This is a genomic window from Brevibacillus sp. FIR094 (assembly GCF_050477165.1).
Classification (GTDB): domain Bacteria; phylum Bacillota; class Bacilli; order Brevibacillales; family Brevibacillaceae; genus Brevibacillus.
In genome coordinates, this window is record NZ_JBEAES010000001.1 from 292251 (window position 1) to 314560 (window position 22310).

4 protein-coding genes and 1 pseudogene are annotated in these 22310 nt (G+C 53.6%); all 5 read right to left on the minus strand.

The window, feature by feature from the left end; all coding sequences use genetic code 11:
* Position 1: 1 nt before the first annotated feature.
* The 5 genes and pseudogenes from ACQ5DJ_RS00975 to ACQ5DJ_RS00995 all read right to left on the minus strand — a co-directional run bounded on the left by ACQ5DJ_RS00975 (position 2) and on the right by ACQ5DJ_RS00995 (position 22300).
* Entirely contained in the window at positions 2–2461 is a 2460-nt protein-coding gene (locus tag ACQ5DJ_RS00975) for a beta-ketoacyl synthase N-terminal-like domain-containing protein (protein ID WP_429840836.1), read from the minus strand.
* 26 nt (positions 2462–2487) lie between these two features.
* Positions 2488–7923: pseudogene (locus ACQ5DJ_RS00980) on the minus strand (SDR family oxidoreductase); the annotation flags it as partial.
* A 40-nt stretch (positions 7924–7963) separates the two neighbouring features.
* Complete coding sequence (locus tag ACQ5DJ_RS00985) at positions 7964–9319, minus strand: beta-ketoacyl reductase (RefSeq protein ID WP_429840802.1); 1356 nt, start codon at positions 9317–9319, stop codon at positions 7964–7966.
* Complete coding sequence (locus tag ACQ5DJ_RS00990; protein ID WP_429840803.1) at positions 9238–17691, minus strand: SDR family NAD(P)-dependent oxidoreductase; 8454 nt, start codon at positions 17689–17691, stop codon at positions 9238–9240. Before ACQ5DJ_RS00990 ends, ACQ5DJ_RS00985 begins: the two co-directional genes overlap by 82 nt.
* Before the next feature lie 49 nt (positions 17692–17740).
* Positions 17741–22300 (minus strand): SDR family NAD(P)-dependent oxidoreductase, encoded by a 4560-nt coding sequence (locus ACQ5DJ_RS00995; RefSeq protein ID WP_429840804.1) that lies wholly within the window; start codon positions 22298–22300, stop codon positions 17741–17743.
* Positions 22301–22310 lie beyond the last annotated feature (10 nt).

The window sequence follows — 22310 nt, forward strand, 5'->3', positions numbered from 1 at the left end:
CTTACACCTCGATATCGAAAAAGTACTGCATAGCCTCGCTTTTGGACATTTCGCCTCGCGAAACTCTCTCCAAGATCACACGCAGCTGGGTTTCCCCGCTTCCGTAGACGGAGGCTTCGCCATTATCCGTTCCATAATCGAATGCGTAATGGGGAAGATTCACTGTTCCCGCTGCAGGTTGATGTCTTAGGCATTCCAAATCTACGGATCTTCCTTGAACCCATTGAAGGGCAATCCGGAACAGCTCCCCAGCATGGTCCTGCCGTTGTGTGTTTACCGCATGTACAGATTTGCCCAGCCTGCAATTTGGCGAGATGAACATATCCGGGTCACGCACTTCTTCCCCTGCTCTCAACGCTTCCAGCTTCAGTCGCAAATCATCAACAGAACGATAAATGATAGCCAAACGGTATTCCAAATCATGGTTAATCCGAATGAGCGACTCCGAAAGCGCTTCTGCCGGGAGATTGCGTTCCTTGCTTAACAGTCGTAGCATACGATCCGTATAGCTTCGTAAGCTATATTCGGTTTTGGCCGACCAAACGGCCAGATACTCTGACGGCGGGTCAATAGCCGCATCCGCCCCAGTTTCTTTCCAGATGCGCGGACCGATATACTCTTCAACTATAAGCACGGCATATGAACCGCCAGCACCGAACGAATTGATCATGCTCCTGCGTGGGAGCAGGTTCCCATTTGACGGGTCAACCTTCTGCTCCCAGGGCTCGAATTTCTCCTGCAAGTAAAAAGGCGTGCCTTCCAGTTTAAGATTCGGATTGCGCACGTCAGCATGAATCGATGGAACGAGCATGCGATATTTCAATTGCAGCAGCACTTTACTGAGCTGCGAGATGCCGGAAGCCGCTTCAAGATGCCCGATGTTGGATTTGACTGAGCCGATGGCACAATATTGCTGCTTGTCGGTAAATCGCGAGAAAGCGCTGCGTAAAGCCGCGACCTCGATGGAATCGCCCAGCGGAGAACCGTTAGCCGCGCACTCGACGTAGGTGATCGATTCGGGATCGACCCCCGAACGCTTGATTGCCGATTCCATGAGCTGTGCCTGCTGCTTCGGATCGGGGACGCTATATTTTTGCCGGCCGCCGCCGTGATTAACGCCACTGTACGTGATGACCCCGAGGATCTGGTCTCCGTCACGTTCAGCCAGCGAAAGCGGTTTGAGCAGCACTGCCCCGACACCTTCTCCGGGAACATAACCGTCACCGTCGCCGAACGATTTGCTCTTGCCGCCGGTCGCGAGAAAATTGACCTGCTCCAGCGCCTCGTATTTGGACACGTCAAGCGTCAGATTGACTCCGCCGGCAACAGCCATGGAACACCCGTTCTGTCTTAGGCTTTCGCAAGCGAGATGTATCGCAGTAAGCGAACTACTGCAGGCGGTATTGACCGTTAAGCTAGGACCTGTCAGGTTGAAAAAATGCGATGTCCGGTTTGCGATCTGCCAATCGGTCCGATTCGAATGAAGCGCCGCCTGTTCCAACGATGGCATCTGCCAGCCATATTGGCTGTACATCGTTCCGGCAAACACGCCGATACCGGCCTGCTCCCGGTTCTGCCAATGCTGTATCGCCGATTTGGAATAACCTGCGCTCTCGAACGTTTCCCAGACCGTCTCGAGGAAGAGCCGGGCTTCCGGGGGAAGATCCCGGGCTTCTTCGGCATCCATTTCGAATAACCGATGGTCGAAGCGATCGACCGCATCTAAAAACCCGCCGTAATACGGGGCCTTCTGTTCGGTTTCCTTGACCGACGCCCCCCGAAGCAACGTTTGGCACCATCGGTCAGCAGGCGCTTCCGTGATGCAGTTCTCTCCCGATCTGAGCCGCTCCCACAGCTCCTCCAATTGATTGGCTTTCGGGTATCTGCCCGCTGCCCCGATTATGGCGATACCCTCCTGCTTCAAGGCATTCGAATTCACATCATGCCGTTGCGTATCGACAAACGCTTCACGGACAGGGACCGGGCCAGAGGGCGGCGTTACGGAAATATGCGGGGCTGGAGGCTGCTCTATAACATCCGGCTGCCATGATTTTCGAATCTGTTCCGCATAATGCTCGGCCAAATAAGCAGCTGCCTCACGGACAGTGTTATGTTCAAAAAGGAGCGTTTTGGGCAACTCTCCGGTCAGCTTCTCCAGCTCGCGGATCAGATCTAGCTGCATGATGGAATCCATACCGTATTTATCGAATGCCGTATCGGAGTGAATATCGTCCGCAGATATCCCGATAATATCGGCCAACTGCTGTTTGACCCATACCGTTATTTCGTCCCGGAGCACCGCGCCATGATGATGAGCTTCAGGTTTCTTTGGACGGGCAGGACGGTTCACCAAACGGATGTAGGCCCTTAACCGTTCCGGATCGCCATGCATGAAAAGCAGTTGATTCCGGTCGGTGCCAAATGCCCGGTACAAAGCCTGCATACCGTTCATTGCCTTCATCGGAGCTATACCGATCCTGTCTCTTAGGTTCTGCTCCGTTTCGCGGGTAACTCGCATACCGCCATCCTGCCATAATGGCCAGTTAATGGAGAGCATTCTGCCTTTACGGCCGCCGGCGGATGATTGACCGTTTCGATATGCAGCGTAGGCATCCATAAAGCCGTTCGCCGCAGCGTAATCGGCTTGTCCGTAATTGCCGAGCACAGCCGCTGCAGCGGAGAATACAAGCACCCAGTCTACTTCCAGCTCCCGGGTTGCGTCATCCAAATGGACAACTCCCTTTACCTTCGCACCCATAACATCAGCAACCTGAGTCTTGGTTTTATGAACAAGAAGACTGTCTCTCAGCAAGCCTGCGGCATGAATGATTCCGTTCAGCCGACCGTACTTGGACCTGACGGCTTGGATGACGGCAACGGTCTGCTCCTTATCGGATACGTCCATCTGCATGTACACCGCTTGTGCGCCTAACCTTCCTAACGCGGCAAGCTTCTCGTGGATCGCTGCACCGGCCGGCGTTCTTCCGGCAAGCACAAGCGTCGGTGAGGCGACTTTCCCTGCGATCTCCTGGGCAAGTGCGTAGCCCAGCCCGCCGGCACCGCCTGTAATGAAATAAACGCCCTCATGCTTCCACGGAATGTCCGCCGCCGAAGGCATCTCCTCTCGTTCAACCCAATGCTGAACCTGTCGAACGCCCTTGCGATAACGAATCATAAAGTCTTCCGGGCAACTCTTGTTCTCGAGAAGCTTCCGAATTAAGTCCTCCGCTCGAACACTTTGTTCCAGCTCGATGTACTGCCCGATGAAACTGGAATACTCCAGACATGCCGTCCGAAGCAATCCGGTCAGACCCCGGAACAGCCAATCGCTTTCCGAGCTGAACGAAGCAATCTGGATCAGCGACTCCCCGTGAACGCCTTCCGAATGGATGGATTTGAGTTCTTCCAACATTTGAACGGCGTAGGTCTCGTAACGCTCCGTTATTTCCGCTGCACGGCCTGCGCTAAGCGTCACATATCGGGTCATGCGGCCAGCTTCCGATTGTACGAAGTTGACGATCGATTCATTCGGTTCGCATAGGAAGACGATATGCCGCGATGTCGTTTCGGAGTCGTCTTCACGGACGGCCTCCTTTTCTACCCATATCGTCTCCCACAAGAGTGTTTCATTTCCTTGTTCAGCTGCTACGTCTTCCAATTTGGGTTCCCGGAATGCTAGACCAATAAGCCGTGCAACAACGTTCCCTTGTTCATCGCACAAATCAATATCGGTCTGCCGGGTCCGTTCATCGAACGGCGCATTCGCGCTCCGTCTTATATGGGCCCACATGTCAGATGTACAGCTCTTATAAACACGAAGCTCCTTAAGTGCAAAAGGAATGACCGGTTTAATCCGGTCAAGAATGCGGCTTCTGTCCGCGAGGTCCGCCGTGGCTACGACACCCGCCGCTTGAAGCGCTGCATCCAGCATGCCGGGATGAAGCCCGTAATGACTGGCTGTTTCCCGGGCGCTGCCGGCAGCCGAAGCTTGGCCAGCGATTGTTCCTCGCCGATATATAGGCGTTCGATGCATTGGAAGGTCGGACCGTAATGCATGCCGATCTGCCTGAAAGCCGTATAACACTGCTGTGCATCCAGCATCTCTAAGCCGCACTTCTGCTGGATTGCGTCCAAGGTAACATTCTCCGTGCGAGAAAACGGTACGACCGCGGCTTTGCCTTGGTGGCAGCGTACCGCGTCGTCCTTGTCGGCAGCTGCTGTGGCGTATATCTTATAGTCAATGGTACCGTTATCTCCGGTTTCCATATGAATTTCAAGCTCCGTATGCGGACCGTCCACGCTATAGGGCCGGGTCCAGAACAAATCCTTCAGCCTGATTTCATAGTCTCCGTCGCTTGATCCAAATGCCATCCCGACAGCAGCTCGGGTCATCTCCAGAAAGGCTACACCCGGTAATAACGATCGTCCCATAATGACGTGATCCGCCAGAAAAAACTCGTGGCCGGTGAACGTGGAGCGAAAGCCTGTTCCTTCAACCGCCGGTATTTTACGGTGAAGCAGCGGATGTAGGTCGGCGCCCTCCGACTGTTTTGTCTGGACAGCTGGCCTTGCGGCGGATTCAGGCACCCAATAACGTTCCCGCGCAAACGGATAAACAGGAAGCGCCAGCCTGATGTAACGACCATCCGCGAATAAACGGTCGAATGACATCTCATAGCCTTGCGTATACAGCTCCAAAATCGACGCAATCCGTTCCAAATAGTTGATTCGCTCGGTTTCCCGCGCACACGCATCCATACAGGCATAGCCATAATGATCGCTCGGGAGCTCCTCTAGAGGCAGCTGTGCTCCGGGATCGGATTGAAACAGGTCTACGGCTTGCCCGTTCTCCAGCCATGCGGTCAACCGCTCTGCCAATTGTCCGGCGTTCTGCACGATGCAGGCGAGCCTGTGCGGAAAGTGCTTTCGGCCCAGAAGAAGCGTAAAGCTTACATGTCCAAGATCGACATCCGGTTCGCCTTTGACGTACGCCATCATTTGTTCCGCTTGCCTGCGCAGTTGTCCGGCTGTCCGCGCCGACAGTGCGATGAGGTAGACGGGCTTGTGCGTACGCGGCGGCTCCGTATCTGGAGCCTCCTCGATTACCATATGGGCGTTCGTTCCGCTAAATCCGAATGCGCTGATGGCCGCTCGGCGTTTCCCCCCTGCCTCAACCTCCCAATTCTTCAGCGATGTATTGATGTAAAATGGACTATCAGATGCCTCTATGTTTCCATTTATCGATTGAAAATGCAGTGAAGGAGGCAGCTTCTGATGCTTCATGGCCAGCAAAATTTTCAGCAAGCCCGCAATTCCTGCTGCCGCTGTCGTATGTCCGATATTCGTTTTGATCGAACCCAATGCGCAATATCCGTTTTTGCTCGTATGCTGACGGAATGCCCGGCTGAGCGCTTGGTACTCGATCGGATCGCCCAATCGGGTTCCGGTCCCATGCGCCTCGACCAATTGGATGTCCGCCGGGTTAAGACCGAATGAATCATACACCTGACGAAGCAGCATTTCCTGAGACCTCGCGCTTGGTGCCGTTATCCCATTTGTTGTCCCGTCTTGATTCGTGGCGCTACCGCGGATGACGCCATAGATGGAATCACCGTCTTTCAGTGCATCCTGCAGCCGTTTCAACACGACGACACCTACACCCTCGCCCGGAACGAATCCGTTGGCACGGTCGTCGAATGTATAGCATCGCCCATCTGCGGAGAGCATTCCAGCCCGGCTTGCGCTAATATAAAAGCCTGGCGTAGGCTGAAGAAACACCCCTCCGGCAATGGCGGCCTCGGTCTCCCGGGTCCACAAGCTCTGACAAGCCAAATGGATGGCCACAAGCGAGCTGGAGCACGCGGTATCTACCGTTACTGCAGGCCCCTGCAGATTGAGATAGTACGATAGACGTGCGGGAATAACGGACCCTGCGTTCCCCCACATCGCTTGTGCCGGAGGCCGGCCCTCAATCAGCTCGGCGTAATAATTCATATTAAATCCGGCATAAATCCCGCAAGCTCGTCCATCCATTCCCTTTCCTGCATAACCGGCATGCTCTAGCGCCTTCCAGGTCTCTTCCAGAAAAAGCCTTTGCTGCGGGTCCATATAGGCAGCTTCCGTCGGAGAGATGTTAAAAAATAACGGGTCAAAAAGATCGAAGCCTTCGATGAAGCTGCCGAAATTGCAGAAAGAATCGTTCTCTATATAAGAAGACAAGTCCCAACGTGTCACCTTCTCCACGAGGTCGTCGCCGTTTTCTAAGTGCTTCCACAATTCCTCGAGTGTATCCGATTTGGCAAATTTACCGCTCATGCCGATGATGGCGATGGGCTCTTTATAAAAGGCCTCTCTCAACTGGTCCGTATCATCGGAGGAAACGGTTTTCTTCTCTTGCTGCACGGGCGGCTTTCGATGACCTGCCTCCTTATCAGAGGACATGGAAGGTACGCTGCCATCTGTTTTTGTTTCTGTTTCTGCCCATTGAGCCGTAATATCCGGACCGAACGCACTCCACAAATAATCGGTCAATTTCCGGATCGAGCTGTAATCGAACAAAATCGTCGTGGGTAAGGCGGTCCCCAAGACGTTGTTGATCTGCTTAACGAATTGAACCCCGGTAATGGAATCCAAGCCGTAATCAGAGAACGATTCATCCGTATCGATGCGCTGTTTGTCGAGCTTTAGCGATACGGACAAGTTGTCCATTACTATACTCCGGATGCGGCGCTTAACTTGTCCTTCGTCCATTGCTTCATGTACAGAGACAGAGTCCTTCCCCGTCTTCTGCACCGTGATGGAAGCAGAACCTGCTGCTACCTCCATCCCTGCACCATCAGCTTCGCTGATTCGCGCTTGGCGAACGATACCGTCGCTTTGGGCAATAATGATCTGCTGCCCCAGCGCATGAGCTTCCTTAACGGGGAACAGCACGTGCTGAAAGCCTTCTTGACTCAGAACCCTTTTCCAGGTTTCCGGGTAAAGGCCTGGACAGCCCGGGATCCGAATCATATGATCCTCATAAAGCCACCACCCTTGCAGCAGCCCGAATGTCAGATGGGCAAACAGCGAATTGACGCTGATCTCATTGATGAGCAGCAGACCGTTTTTTTTCAGTAGCGTCTTGGCGTTTCTGAGGGTTGATCGAATATTCGCCGTCGCGTGAAGCACATTTGACGCAAGCACAAGATCGTAGACGCCTGTTTGAATTTGCTGCTCGGCACAAGGCTTCTCGACATGATAGAGCTGGCAGGACAAGTATGGCGCCTTCGATCCAAAGACGGCTTCAGCATGCTGAAGAAATCCCTGCGAAATGTCTGTATACTTATATTCCGCTATCCGGTCCTGATACGGCGTAAGCTTACGGATCACCATGGCGCTCGTCCCGCCTGTGCCCGCACCGATTTCCAGCAATCGGAACCGCGCATTCGGATTTTGTTTCAAACTTGCTTCGATATAGGCAACAACCGCATTAGCCATTCCCTCATTAAAGTAATCCGCAAGCTCATTGTCTTTATAAATACCTTCAACCAATTCCATGGAAGAGTTAGGAAAAAGGACATCTGTAGCTGGCAGCTTGCCTGTTAAGATGTCCGGGAGCCGATGAAGCACCGCATCAAGCAAGGTGACCCGCGCGCGCAAGCTCGAATCTTCCAGCCAGGCTTGTTTGCGGTTGTTCCACTCACTCCATGCGGCTTCCAGCCCGGTGCCTCGATCGTTAGCAAAATAAGCCGTATCCTTCATCCTCAGCCAGCCGTGTTCTGTCAGAACGGCCAGGGTGTGCTCAAACCAGCGTTCATATTTACCGTCTATTCCTGCTGCTGCCATTGATGCGGACGTAATAGAACCGGCTTCCGCAAATTCCCCCATGGTTCGAAGCTGCTGCCATAGCAGCCGGCATAGCAGTTCTTCCATTTCCTTCATACAGAAGCCTCCATCTCCGATTTTTTCCGAATCCGGTTGTTTATCCGATCTGCTCCGCAAGGAAGGCCTCCAACTTTCCAAGCGTTGCCTGTTGAAGGAGCGTATCGCTTGTCATAGCAAGCTTATAGTGATCGGAGATCCACCGGGAAAATTCAGCCAGCTTAACAGGGTCGAATCCATACTCATAGAATGGGATATCCGCTTCGATTTCTTCCGCTTGCACATTCAATATGCTCGCTGCCGCCCGTAGCAGGGAATTTCCAAGCCGGTTCGCAGACTCTCCCTCTCTAAGCAAGTCCAAAGCTTTAGCCTTCGATACCGCGGGCAAACGAAGATGATTGATGATATGCTCGAAAGACAGGCTGTCCTCTTCCGGATAAACCTCCAGCTCATCGACAATCGGCTGGCCAAACATTTCGTTACCTGCCGCCGTTTTCATCAGGGCAAGCTGATCGAAAGGTCCGGCAAGCAGCAATTCCAGCGCGTCCATCGCCTCGCCCGGTTCAATGGAAACAATGCCTGCTTGCGCCATTCTCCGGCGGTAATGCTCTGACGACACAGCGCCCGTGCTGCCCCAATAGCCCCAGTTCATGATCTTCACGGCACATGGCCACTCCGTCCCCAGTCGCTGCGCGAACGCATCCTTGAACGTGCAGCCTGCCGCATAATTGCTCTGCCCCTCCTGCGTCAGAAACGCGTTCATTGATGAGAAGAACAGGACAAAGTCCAGCTTTTCATGGCCGAATATTTGCGCCATTCGTACGCTCACCTCTGTCTTCGGGCGCAATCCCGCAGCGAACCGCTCCTCTTCCATATTCGCCAGGCTTTGATCCAGCAGTACGATAGCCGAGTGGACCAGTCCGTGGATGCGTCCGTATCGGTTTATTATTTCCTCATACGCCCGCTCCAGCGCCTTCCCGTCAGTCGCATCCGCTTGGATATAGCGTGGAGCCGGTCCAAGCTCCGCCAGCCGATCAATCTTGGCCTGTATGCTGGTATCCTTCCCCCGTCGCCCGATCCAAATGATGTTTGCCTGATAACGCCGAATCAAATATTCACTCCACACTTCTCCGATGCCGCCCGTACCGCCGATGACTACATAGACGCCACCCTTCTTGTATACGGTACCTGCAGTCTTGGTCATGCTCACCGGCATCAGTCTCTGCCGGTACCATTCCCCGGACCGGTACGCCCATCCATCGCCCCGCGCATCTGGCGGGAGTGCGAACAGTTCCTCGAGCGGCCAGCCGTTATCCGTCTCCATGTCCGCAAGACAAATGGACCAGTTCGGATATTCCTTGGCCATTGAGCCGATTATCCCATGGAGGCTTGCATGGGCAGGCTTAATCGCTTCGCCGCAGTAAACCTGGACGGTTCGAACGTGATGATGCTCCACCGTAACGGCTTCATGCCATATCCAAGGGCCAACAAGGCTTTTATGGTCCGAAACAGGAACAGTACCCCTTCACGCTGCGCCTCCAACATGGCCTCCGATTGCGCTGTTTCTATCGAATCCTCCGGAGCAATCCAGATCAAATGCCCGATCGGACCGGACAGCTCCAGCTTGCGTGTCAATTCCGCCGTACTCTCTCCCGCATGTAGCTGCACATCCGATGCATCCTCCACATGCCGCCTGATCTCCGCGACCCTTGCGGCCGTACCGCCAATAATAACTGTGCGGCCATACGACTTCCGATCAGCCGCGTTTCGGACTGTCGGTGGTGCAGGGTCCCACATCGGCACGAGCAATCCGTTATGTGCAGGCGGAGATCTAAATTCCTCAACGGAAATAGCCTTTGCCTTCTCATCAGGCTCAAGACCGGGCTCAGAAGTATGTCGTTCTAAAGAGCGGAACGCCCCTGATTCATCCGTAGACGATACCGACGGCAGCCAGTAACGCTCCTGTGCGAACGGATAGGTGGGCAGACTGACCTTCTCCGGCTTATCGCCTTCTTCATAGAGACTGCTCCAGTCGATATCCAGCCCTTTTACCCATAGATCCAGGAACTTCGCGTATTTACCTTTGGCCATCCAGGCCCCGACCGCTTTCATCATATCTTCGTCCGCCGCAATGAGCGCAACGGTTTCCCGGTTCTGTTTTACCGATCCTCTGTACAAATCCGGAATTCCTAGCTTCCCATCCACATATTGGATAAGCTTTGACCGTAGCTCCTCGATCGTTCCTACGACGATGGCCATACGCTCTTCCATCGCCTCCCGGCCTACCTGGAGTGTGTAAGACATGTTAACCAGGAAAGAATCGTCATTTTCAAGGTCTTTATTAACTGCCTGCAGCAGATGCCGAGCACGTTCTTTTAATTGGTCTTCACTTCTGGCGGAGAGCACGATTATGCATTCTCGCTGAGCTTTTGGCGCATGCACGGCACGCTTACGATCCGGAATATACTCAGCAACGATGAGATGAGCGTTCGCACCGCCGGCTCCGAATGAGGAAAGGCCAGCCATTCTCGGCTGCTCCTCGATTTTCCCGTCAATCGCCATCACCGGACGCTCCCACTCCCCTAGCTCCTGCTGAACCTGAAACGGCGTAGTAGCAAAATCGATAAATGGGTTGGGCGTGTCGGCATGCAGCGACGGTACCAGCTTCCGGTGCTTGAGCTGCAGCAGCACCTTGGTCAGGCCCGCTATGCCTGCGGCACTTTCGCAGTGACCGATATTCGATTTGACGGAACCGATCGCACAATATTGCTTGTCCTCGGTATAAGCTTCAAACGCTTTAGAAAGCCCGGCAATTTCAATCGGATCGCCAAGAGATGTGCCCGTACCATGGGCCTCTACATAGCTGATTGATCTCGCGTCTATACCCGACTCCTTCAACGCGCGCGCAATTGCAGAAGCCTGCGCATTCGGATTCGGAACATAATAACCGTTCGTTCTCCCGCCGTGATTAATAGATGTCCCCTTAATGACGCCATAAATCTGGTCACCGTCGGCGATGGCCTTCGCAAGCGGCTTCAACAGGACGGCTCCCACGCCTTCCCCGGGGACATAGCCGTCTCCGCCGTCTCCGAAGCTTTCGCACCGGCCTTTGGTGGACAGGAAATTGCCTTGGCCAAGCAACAGATATTTGTTCGGATGCAGCGAGACGTTAACGCCGCCCGCAATGGCTGCATCGCACTCTCCCCTTTGCAGGCTGTGGCATGCAAAATGGATGGCCGTCAGCGAGGACGAGCACATCGTATCAACAGCAACGCTCGGACCGTTAAAATCACAAACATACGATACCCGATTTGCAATCGACGCCGGACTTCCGTTCAGCGCGACCGGCTTACCGTTCATCGTCTCCTGAACTCCGTAAAGCTGGTACTCCTCGTACATGACACCTGCGAATACCCCTACACTGGAACCGGCACCGTCCCCTTTTCTTCCTGCAAGACTGTCCCGGGTGTAGCCAGCATCCTCGATTGTTTCATAGACACACTGCAAAAAAAGCCGCTCCTGTGGATCCATAAGCTCGGCTTCACGCGGCGAAATATTAAAAAACAACGGATCAAACTGATCGACGCCCTCCAGAAACCCGCCCCACTTGCCATTTGTTTTGCCGGTCGTTCCTTTGTCAGGGTGGAAATAAGGGGTATGATCCCAACGTTCCTTTGGAATTTCTGTCACGCAATCGACGCCACCTTGCAGCAGCTCCCAAAACTCATCCATATTTCGCGCACCTGGATATCTGCCGGCAATTCCGATTATCGCGATATCAAGGGGGGCGCTACCGGGAAGGCTGCGCTGCTTAGGGGCGGCATCCTCGCTTTTCTTCTCTGTTAAAAGTACCGTTTGCCGCGCAGCAGAATATTCTGGCATACGCGCATCTTCCTGCAGCACCTTTGGCTGAGGACGATCGCCGAATAATTGTGCACAACGTGATTCGTGCCGCTGTATGAAAAACTTCGCCAAGTCACGCAGATTTTGATATTCAAAAAACAGCGTTTTCGGCAAGGAGCCGAACAGACTCTCGAGCTGCCCCGTCAATTGCATGACGATAATGGAATCCAGCCCGAACGTCATCATGTGCGCATCCGCTTCCACCCGATGCAGAGGCAGCCGGATGACGGAGGAAACGATCTCCCTCACTTTTAGGAGGACACGTTCTTCCACTTCGGTCGAAAGGGTGTCCATTGCCGATTCGTACTGCTGTACGTCATCCGACGATACTTGGATTTCCCCTGTCAGGGCTTGCTCCAATCGATCAGCGCTTCCGGCCGCGACGATCACGTTCGGCGAACCGATTGACATCGCCTGATCGAAGGCCCGGATTCCGGCTTCGGTGGACATCGGAATCAATCCGATCGCCTTGGCGAGCTCACGCTCCGCATGTTCGCCTGCCCGCATGCCGCCTTCTTGCCATAATGGCCAGTTAATGGAACAAGTATGGCCTTTTCTATGGCCCTCCGCTGCAAGTCTGCTGCGGAAGGCAGCATACGCGTCCATAAACGCGTTCGCCGTGCTATAGTCCGCCTGTCCGGGATTGCCAAGCCAAGCAACCACAGATGAAAACATGACGAATACATCCAAAGGGATATGCTTCGTTACTTGATCCAGGTGGACGAGCCCCGAAACCTTAGGAGCCAATACCGTATTCCATTCTTCCTTGCTTTTACGAAATAAATAATTATCCGCATGCACGCCAGCGCTGTGAAGGACCCCGTTCAATCCGCCGTATTCCATCTCGATAGCGTGAACCAGCCGCTTTACCTCTTCCATCCGTGTCATATCGGCTTGCTTGTATACAATGTCGGCGTTTCCCGAAACTGAATTTTTGATCTCGTCCAGCTTATATGGATCGCACTGTGCTCGGCCGGTCAGAATGATCGTCGCTCCGCGTACGGCTCGGGCGATTTCCTTCGCAAAAATGATGCCCAAGCCACCTGCTCCACCCGTAATGAGATAAACGCCATCGTCCTTCCATAACCGGGAGTTCGTTCCCTCTCCAGGAGCCCGCCTCTTGAGTGTCATCACCATACGGCGGGAACCTTGATAGCCGATATGCGTATCCTCGGGGTGATCGAGATTATCGCGAAGCTTTTGCACGATCGCGAGCTCTGTATCGTCTTGCGATATTTCAATCAGTTGCCCTGCCATATGCGGGTTTTCCAGACGCATCGTTTTTAGCAGCCCGCGCAGTCCCGCTAGCAGCTCGTGTCCGCTACCAGGGGTATAAACGATCTGTATGACGCCTTTCCCTGTTACTTGGCGCAGTAAGCGCTGGGTCTCTTCTAAGATCCGCTGCGCGAAGCGGCTGAATCTCTGCTCCATGGCGACCTCTTCATCCGCCAGCGCCAAGCAACGGACGCCGGGAAAAGCGCTTTCCACCGATGCTTGCAGCATGGGAGCGGGCTCGCACAGGATCACCGTATGCTCGGTTACCGGCGAATTCGCAATTCCAGGCTGCGGAGCTTTGTCACTCCATTCCGGAACCATAAAGAGGACATCCTCTTGCCTGGTACCCGCCTCCATCACTCTGGCGCAATACCCCTTCATTCTCACGCAAATATTCCCCTGCTCGTCCAGCAGATCGATGTCAAGGCTTGGAAGCTGATTATGCCGACCGCTGCCGCTGCTGAAGCGGGCGAAAGCCCACATAACAGGCAGGCATTCATTTAGCAGCTCCATCTCCTGCAGCGCAAAAGGAAGCGGTGGAGAGGTACCTGGTTGGTAGCCGGCTTCCGTATCGAGTCCGAGCAGCAGGCATGATGCTGCCTGCAGTGCGCCGTCCAGCAAGCTCGGGTGTAGCGCAAAACTCTGCATAGACGCAGCTAAGGATTCGGGAAGCACCAGCTTCGCAAGCGCCTTGCCCTGTCCGGTGAGCAGAATATCCATGACCTGATGAGCAGGACCATAATTGACACCGATCCTATCAAATGTCTCGTAGCATTCCATCCGGCTGATCGAACGTGCAGCACATTCCTTCAGCAGGCGGTCGATCGGAATGCGCTGCTGCTCACCCGGCTCCTCCAGGCATACGGATCCCTCACTGCATAAGACGGTTTCGGCTTCTGCCGAACCGAATACCCGAAAAGCAATATCACCGTCGGTCGACGGTGTCAGCGTAATTTCGGCCGAAACGGCTGCAGCCCCTGCCGTGATGGGCTTAGCCCATATCACATTTTTTAGCCGGATCTTCTTCCCGCTGTATTCCTCATCGCTTACGGCCGATTGAATGGCCGCCCTTGCCATCTCTAAATATGCAGCTCCCGGCAGCACCCGCTGCCCGTGTACCACATGGTCTTCCAAGAAAAACTCTTTGCCGGTAAAGGTCGACTTAAACCGTTGTTCGGCAAACGTAGAGACATTCCGATGCAGCAACGGATGAAAAACCTCCGAGGATTGCAAAGCTTCCTGTGCTCCTGCACGCGGACTGCTCTCGCCCTCGTTTACCCAATATCGCTCATCGGCAAAGGGATAGGTTGGAAGAGACACTCTGTTATAACTGCACCCCTCGAACAATTGTTCATAGTTCAAGGAATAGCCTTGACTGTATAAGTCTGCCACGGCAGTCAGACTCTCGATAAACTTGGCATCTTGGTCTGTCGCTGCGCAAATGGCTATACATTCATTGCCATACTGTTTCAGAACCGGCTTCTCCCGTTGCTCTTTCGTAAGGGCATCAGATTCATAGATACCCGGACCTTCTCCAGTCATCAGCCAAGTTTCAAGCCGGAGAAGAAGCTCCTCCGTATCCTTGGCTAAGAAGGCGAGCCGGTCGGCAAAATGTCTCCGTCCGAGAAGAAGCGTTAAACTCATATCCCCGATGAATATACTGCCGTTCTCCCCCCTGCAAAACGCAGCGAGCCGTTCCGCTTGCCTGCGCAGCTGCTCACCTGTCCGGGCAGACAGTACAATCAAGTAGAGAGGGCGCTGCCGCTTTCCACATCCGATATGCGGCGGCGCCTCCTCAATGACCGCATGGGCGTTTGTGCCGCTGAAGCCAAACGAGCTGACAGCAGCGCGGCGCGGCGTGCCGGGCTCCGTCTCCCAAGCCCGAATGGACTTGTTGATGAAAAACGGACTACCTTCCAGGCGGATATTCGAATTGATGCGCTCTGCGTGCAGTGACGGCGGTAGCTGCTTATGCTTCAAAGCAAGCAATATTTTCATAACGCCGGCTACTCCGGCAGCGCCGACCGAATGGCCGATATTCGTTTTGATCGAACCAAGAGCGCAATAATGCTCCTTATCCGTATAATGACGGAACGCACGCGTTAAAGCCTGAAACTCGATTGGATCGCCCAATCTTGTTCCCGTTCCATGCGCCTCCATCATTTGGATCCCCTGCGGATCGAGCTGGAAGCGATCATACACTTGGCGCTCCAGTCGTTCCTGAGATTTGGCGCTTGGCGCTGTAATGCCGTTGGTCGTCCCGTCCTGATTAATTCCGGTGCCCCGGATGACACCATAAATATGGTCGCCGTCTGCCAATGCGTCCTTCAGCCGCTTCAGCATCACGACACCAACCCCTTCGCCGGGTACAAAGCCGTCCGCCCGTTCATCGAACGTATAGCAACGGCCGCTCGGCGAGAGCATGCCGGCTCGAATGGCGTTTTCATAAAATCGAGTCGTCGCTTGCACGAAAACACCGCCTGCCAATGCCATTTCGACCTCATTGGACATAAGCGCTTGGCAAGCCAAATGAATAGCCGTCAGCGAGCTGGAGCAGGCCGTGTCAATCGTAACCGCAGGTCCCTGCAGATTAAGGAAGTACGAGATACGGGATGGGATTACGGATAGGGCGTTCCCCCAAAACGATTGAGCCGGCGGATGATTGTCGAATAATTCATTGTAATCGCTTCCGCAGCATCCGACATAGACCCCGCATTGCCGGCTTGAGGCTGCCGATCCCGCGTAGCCCGCATCCTCAAGCGTCTTCCACGCTTCTTCGAGAAACAGCCTTTGCTGGGGATCCATATACGATGCTTCGAGTCCCGAAATATTGAAGAACATTGGATCAAACCGGTCGATCTGGTCCAAAAAGCTGCCGTCGCGGCAAGCATCCGAGCCGCTCCAGGCCAAGTGGGAAGAAAGATCCCAGCGGGTGATCGGGCCCACCAAATCATGGCCACTTGCGATATGCTGCCACAGCTCGTCTGTCGTTTCCGAGCCGGCAAACCGTCCGCTCATCCCAATAATCGCAATGCCCTCCGCCGTCATCGGGTCACGAGCAATCACCTTTTCTTGCTCCGCAGTGTCGATTACGACGCTGCTGGCTGCTGCATTAGCTGCTTCTACTATTGTTTCAAGCACATTTTCATGTATAAAAACGTCCCTATAAGCCGACTGGATATGTGCAGTCAATTCGTTCACGGAGGAGTAGTCGAACAGACTCGTTGTTTCCAGCTCCACCTTTAGCGCCTCGTTCAATATACGCACCAGATGAATACCAAGGATAGAGTCAACGCCATAATCGGCAAACGATTCATCGTCTTGGATCATATCGGCACTCACCTTCAACGATTCGGCCAGTTTCTCCCGAATAACCGCTCGAATCGTTTCCGATATCGCGTGCTGGTCGATGTCCTGAACGTTCGCCGCTTCTATCTTGGCAGGCGGCGCTGGGTAGCCATGCTGCGTTTCGATCCGATCCAAGCGTTCCGAAGACGAACCCCGGGATCTCGCAGTCTCTGCAACACCGGCAGAGGCCGGACGTTCAAGCTGCCGAACGATGCCGTCGCTCTCTGCAATGACAATTTGCTGCCCCCATTCATGTCTGCCTTCAGCAGGGAAAAATACGTGCCGAAAGCCCTCCTCCTCCAGCACCCGCTTCCATGTCTCGGGGTACAAGCCAGGACAGCCGGGTATTCGGAGCTCTGCATCCTCATACTTCCACCAGCCTTCCAGAAATCCGAAGGTAAGATGGGAGAACAGGAAGTTGTCATTTAATTCATTGAGAAGAAGCAGCCCATTCTTTTTAAGCGCGGCTTTGGCATTGCGCAGTGTTTGCCTGATCTGCTTTGTAGCATGAAGAACATTCGTCGCAATCACCAGGTCATAGGCTCCCGGCTCTATGCGCTGCTCCGCTAGGGGTTTCTCCAGATCGAATATTTGACAGGTCAAATACGGATTGTCAGGCCGGTATTCTTTCTCGGCGTGCATAAAAAAAGCACGGGACAGATCCGTGTAGCAGTACTCCTCGATATTCGCCTGGTGCGGTTTCAGCTTGCGAAAGACCATCGCGCTCGTTCCGCCCGTGCCGGCGCCGATCTCTAAAATCCGGATGCGTACCGATGCGTCCTGACGCTCTCGTTCTTGTACATAATCGACCAAGAAGTCTGCGATCACTTCATTGAAGTAATCCGCGGCCAGATTGTTCTTGTAAATCCCCTCCGTCAGCGCCATGGAGGCTTGAGGGAATATAACGTCGGTTGCAGGAATTTTGCCCGTAATGATCTCCGGCAGCGCCTTAAGCGAGGCTTCGACCAAGACGGCCTGCGATTTAAGATTCGGGTCGGCGAGCCACTCCATTTTTTGTCGGTCCCATTCAGCCCAGATGGTCTCGATATGGACAAGCGATGGATCGTAAACTTTGATATTGCCGCCGCTAACCTCGAGATAACCGTGCCGCTCAAGTGCGACGACACTTTCTTCCAGCCATCTATCGTATATCCCGCGCAAGCCGGCAGCTGCTTTTAGCGCATCCAGTGTCGTATTTCGTTCCCTAAACATGCCAATCGATTGCAGTTGACCCCAGAGCAACCGGCAAAGAAGCGGATCGTTCCACTTCATTTGCAGACTTCCAACCTTAAATCCCGACATTAGCAGGCCATCCTTTCTTTTATTATGCATCGCCTTCGGATATTAGGTATCAGCTCTTGTCAGCGCCGATTTCTATTGCCTCGCGCACACATGAACTGATCTGACGCAGCGATGCTTGAGCAGACAGCTCAGCCGGCTGCAAATCGATATGATATTGCTGGTTTACGGACACAAGCATTTCGTTAAGAACGACCGCATCGATCCCGTATTCCTCCAACCGAGTATCCACACAAATTTCACTGAAATCCACTTGAAGCCATTCAGCGGCTAAACTGGATAAATACGTGAGCACAGGATCGGCTGTCTCATCGGCCGATACCGAAGAAGCTGGGACAGGATACTCCTGCTCCGATGCACTGCGTCTCTTTCGCTCCGCTATCAGCCGTTGGATATTGGACGAGAGCTGTTCCGGATAGTTTGCAATCCATTCATCATGCTTCATATCAATTAGCGGATAAGGCTTTGTTGTTTTGATTAGCATCATTTGGTCAAACGGCCCGGCAAGGAGCGTCTCCAGTGCGTCCATCGCTTCTTCCGGCTCGATGGAGCCAACCCCTGCCTGTGCCATGCGCTTTCGGTAATGTTCCGAAGAAACGATGCCTGTGCCTCCCCAGTAGCCCCAGTTTATGACCTTCACTTTGCATGGCCATTCCATCGCCAGACACTGTGCGAATGCATCTTTGAAGGTGCACCCTGCCGCGTAATTGCTCTGACCTCCGGGTTTTGCAAAAGAGTTCATGGAAGAGAAGAACAGGACGAAATCCAATTGTTCCCTTCCGAATACCTGTACGATCCTTACGCTCACGTCCACCTTTGCCGTCAATCCCGCTGCGAACCGTTCCTCCGACATATTCGCCAAACTTTGATCCAAAAGCACAATTGCCGAGTGTATGACGCCATGGATCCGTCCGTAGCTGGATTTTATACTCTCGTACGCCAGTTCCAGCGCCTTCCCGTCCTTTGCGTCTGCTTGGATGTAGCACGGAGATGGCCCCAGTTTTGACAGCCGATCGATCTTCTCCTGAATACCGGCGTCAATCTCCCGTCGGCCAATCCAGACGATGTTCGCCTGATATCGGCGAATCATATATTCGCTCCATGCTTCTCCGATTCCGCCGGTTCCGCCGATTACCGCATAGACCCCTCCCTTCCGGTATACTGTACCTTCAGGTTTGGGGATCCGCGCCGGGATCATTTTCTGCCGGTACCACTTCCCGGACCGGTATGCCCATACGTCGCCTCGCTCATCGGGCGGCAATGCGATCAACTCCTCGATCGGCCAAGCATCTTCCCGCTCCAAATCGGCAAAGCTAACCGACCAGTTCGGATATTCCTTGGCCATCGAGCCGATAAGCCCATGCAGGCTTGCATGAGCCGGCCGAATCGTTTCCTTCCGGAATACCTGCACCGTTTGGAATGTGATGACACTCCACTTTAACGCCTTTGCGCCATATCCAAGCATAAGCAGCACTTTGATGATCCGAAACAGGAAAAGCACGCCTTCATGCTGCGCCGTAAGCATCGCATCCGATTCCGCTGACTCTATCGAATCGTCAGGCGCAATCCAAACAAAATGGCCGATCTCGCCGCACTGCTCCAGCTTTCGTGCCAATACTTCCTGGTCATCCTCCACCTGTAGCTGTACATCCTGCGCATTCGGAATAACCCGCCATATCTTGTCACGGCTCGCTGCCGAACCCCCGGCTATTACGGTTCGTATGTTCGGAGCATCCGTTTTACGTGCAGCCGGTGTGATCGGGTCCCATAGCGGCACCATTAATCCAGCATATGCTTTTGACGCCTCCGGTTTTGCAGAATCTGAGACGCCGCCGGCGAACCCGCCCTCCAACGGCCTTAGGACGAAGCCCTTGATGCTCACACAGACGCTACCGTCTTCATCGCATACATCAATACGGAGACGTTTAGCCGTTTTGCTGTCTCCCGCTTCTTCCTGGCTTACAATCGCCCAAGCAGCAGAAGCGCACGGACGTATAATTTCGAGCTCCCGCAGCGTAAAAGGCAGCAAGGGCTTGCCGCTTTCACCAATGGCCGTTTGTCCTGCATTTGAATAACCGTAAACCGCCGTCTGCAGAGCGGCGTCCATCAAGCTCGGATGAAGAACAAAGTGATTTCGCGTATCGGAAATGGATTCCGGCAGCAACAGCTTAGCGGCAATAAAGCCGTCCATTTGATACAGTTGCTCAATTCCTTGATGAGCCGGACCATAATGAAGCCCCATCCCCCTCATACGTTCATAACAGACGAGCGATGGGACAGGGGTTCGCCCAGAGTTTAAGAAATCTTGAATTTGCAGTTTACTGGAAGCCAGATCAGCCGAACGAAACGAGACATGACCTTCGCAATGAAGGACACGATCTTGCTCCGATTCACCAGATACGCTGTACACTTGAAAGCTGCAGCTATCGTCATTTTGAACCGAAAGCGACACATGAACCTCAACGGAGCTATCCGTCACAATAACAGGCTTCGACCACACCACCCGATTCAGCACGATACGCTTACGTTCGCCTAACCATTTCCTGCCGGCCTGTTCAGCCGCCTCGCGGACCATTTCCAAGTAAACGACACCCGGCAATACACGCTTCCCGGCGACGACATGATGAGCGAGAAAAAATTCCTCTCCTGTGAAAACCGAACTGTAGCGAACTCCGGCAAAGTCCGATGTGTTCCGATGCAGTACAGGATGAAGCTCACCTACACCTCCGTTGCCTGACGTCGGCGCAATGGCGGATTCCGGAGGATTGCCCGTAATCCAGTATCGTTCTTTGGTAAAAGCATAGGTAGGCAGTCGAAGTCTGTTCAGATCCATTCCTTCAAAGAGCGCCAACGCATCGAAGTCATAGCCCTTTACGTACAGCTCTGCCAAAGCTGCTATTTTCTCCCGATACTTTTGCGTATCATTCACACATTCGCGGAGCTCTCGGATCAGTAGGCCTGCCAGCTCTTGAAAAAGCGCAGTTTTGGTCTTATCTATTTTTGAAGCTTCCTGCTTCAAAAATCGCTGTGCTTCTTCCCGGTCGGACAACAGCTCCTTTAAACGACCTTTAAGCTCCTCCGCACTTTGAGCCACGATAGCGGTACGAATGCCAAAATGTTGCTTGCGCAGTAGCAAGGCAGCACTCAGGTCCGCGGCTTCGCACTCGCTTCCTTCGCGATCCAACCATGCGACTAACGTCTCTAACGATAGAAGAAGCGATTTTTCAGACTTTGCGGAAAAACAAAATAGATGGCACGGCAATTCATGCTGCGCCTTCTTGCTAGACGACCTCTGCGGCGCTTCCTCGATCAGCACATGCCCATTCGTCCCTCCGAAGCCGAACGAGCTTACGCCGGCTCTTCTCGGAAGCGTCTGTTGATTATGATCCAGAAGCGGCTCCCATTCCCGCTGCTGGTCCACCATATAGAAAGGAGTCCCGGTTAATTCAACCCGATGGTTCAACGTTTTGAAATTTTGTAATCCGGGGAGTGTTCGGTGCTTCATGGAAAGCAGCACTTTAATCACGCCCGCGATGCCTGCTGCGGATTCGGCATGCCCGATATTTGTTTTGGCTGAACCGATGCCGCAATAACGATGACTAAGCGGCTTATCCATCTCTGCTTCGAGTTTTTGAAACGCAAGCGTAAGGCCCTGAAACTCAATCGGATCGCCTTTAGGCGTTCCGGTGCCGTGCGCCTCCATATAATTCACCTGATCCGGAGTTAGACCCGCTTTGCGGAAAGCCTCCTCGATGACTTCAGCCTGCGCCTGTGGATTCGGATAAGTTAAGGTGTGTGTCTTACCGACATGATTCACAGCGCTTCCTTTAATGACGCCATAGATTAAATCGCCGTCTTTTTCCGCCAGTGCCAAGGGCTTAAGCAAAATAAGACCGGCGCCTTCACTGCGGACATAGCCATCCGCGTTATCATCAAACGTTTTACAGGAGCCCGTAGGTGACAGCATGCCTGTTCTGGAAAATGAAATATGGCGGGTCGGAGTCAGGATCAGACTGACACCACCCGCCAAAGCCATGCTGCATTCACCTGTCTGTAACGATTGGACCGCCAAATGAATCGCTTGCAGCGAACTTGAGCACGAGGTGTCCACTGAAAGGCTCGGCCCTCTCAGATTCATAAAATGGGATATTCGATTCGCGATAACAGCAGCTGCGGTTCCCGTCGAATAATGAGCTTCAATAAGGCTGGAGGGTCTCTCCTGCAGTTCCTTGTAATCCAAGTTGAACACGCCGATATAGACCCCTGTCTTACTGCCCGATAACGCGGATGGGACGACCCCAGCATCTTCAAGACACGACCACGAAAGCTCAAGCATCATCCGCTGCTGCGGGTCCATCACCTCCGCCTCTCTGGCCGATATACCGAAGAACGCGGCATCAAAAGCGTCTACATCGTCAATAAAGCCGCCCCATTTGCTGTTGGTCTTCGTATATTCAACTTTCGGATCTCCCCAATAGTCTCTCCAGTCCCACCGCTCCTTGGGAATTTCCCGGATGGATGAACGGCCCTCAATCAGATTGGACCAGTATTCATGATAATTCCGCGCCCCAGGTAGTCTGCAGGACATCCCGATGATTGCTATATCAACCATAACGTTCTCC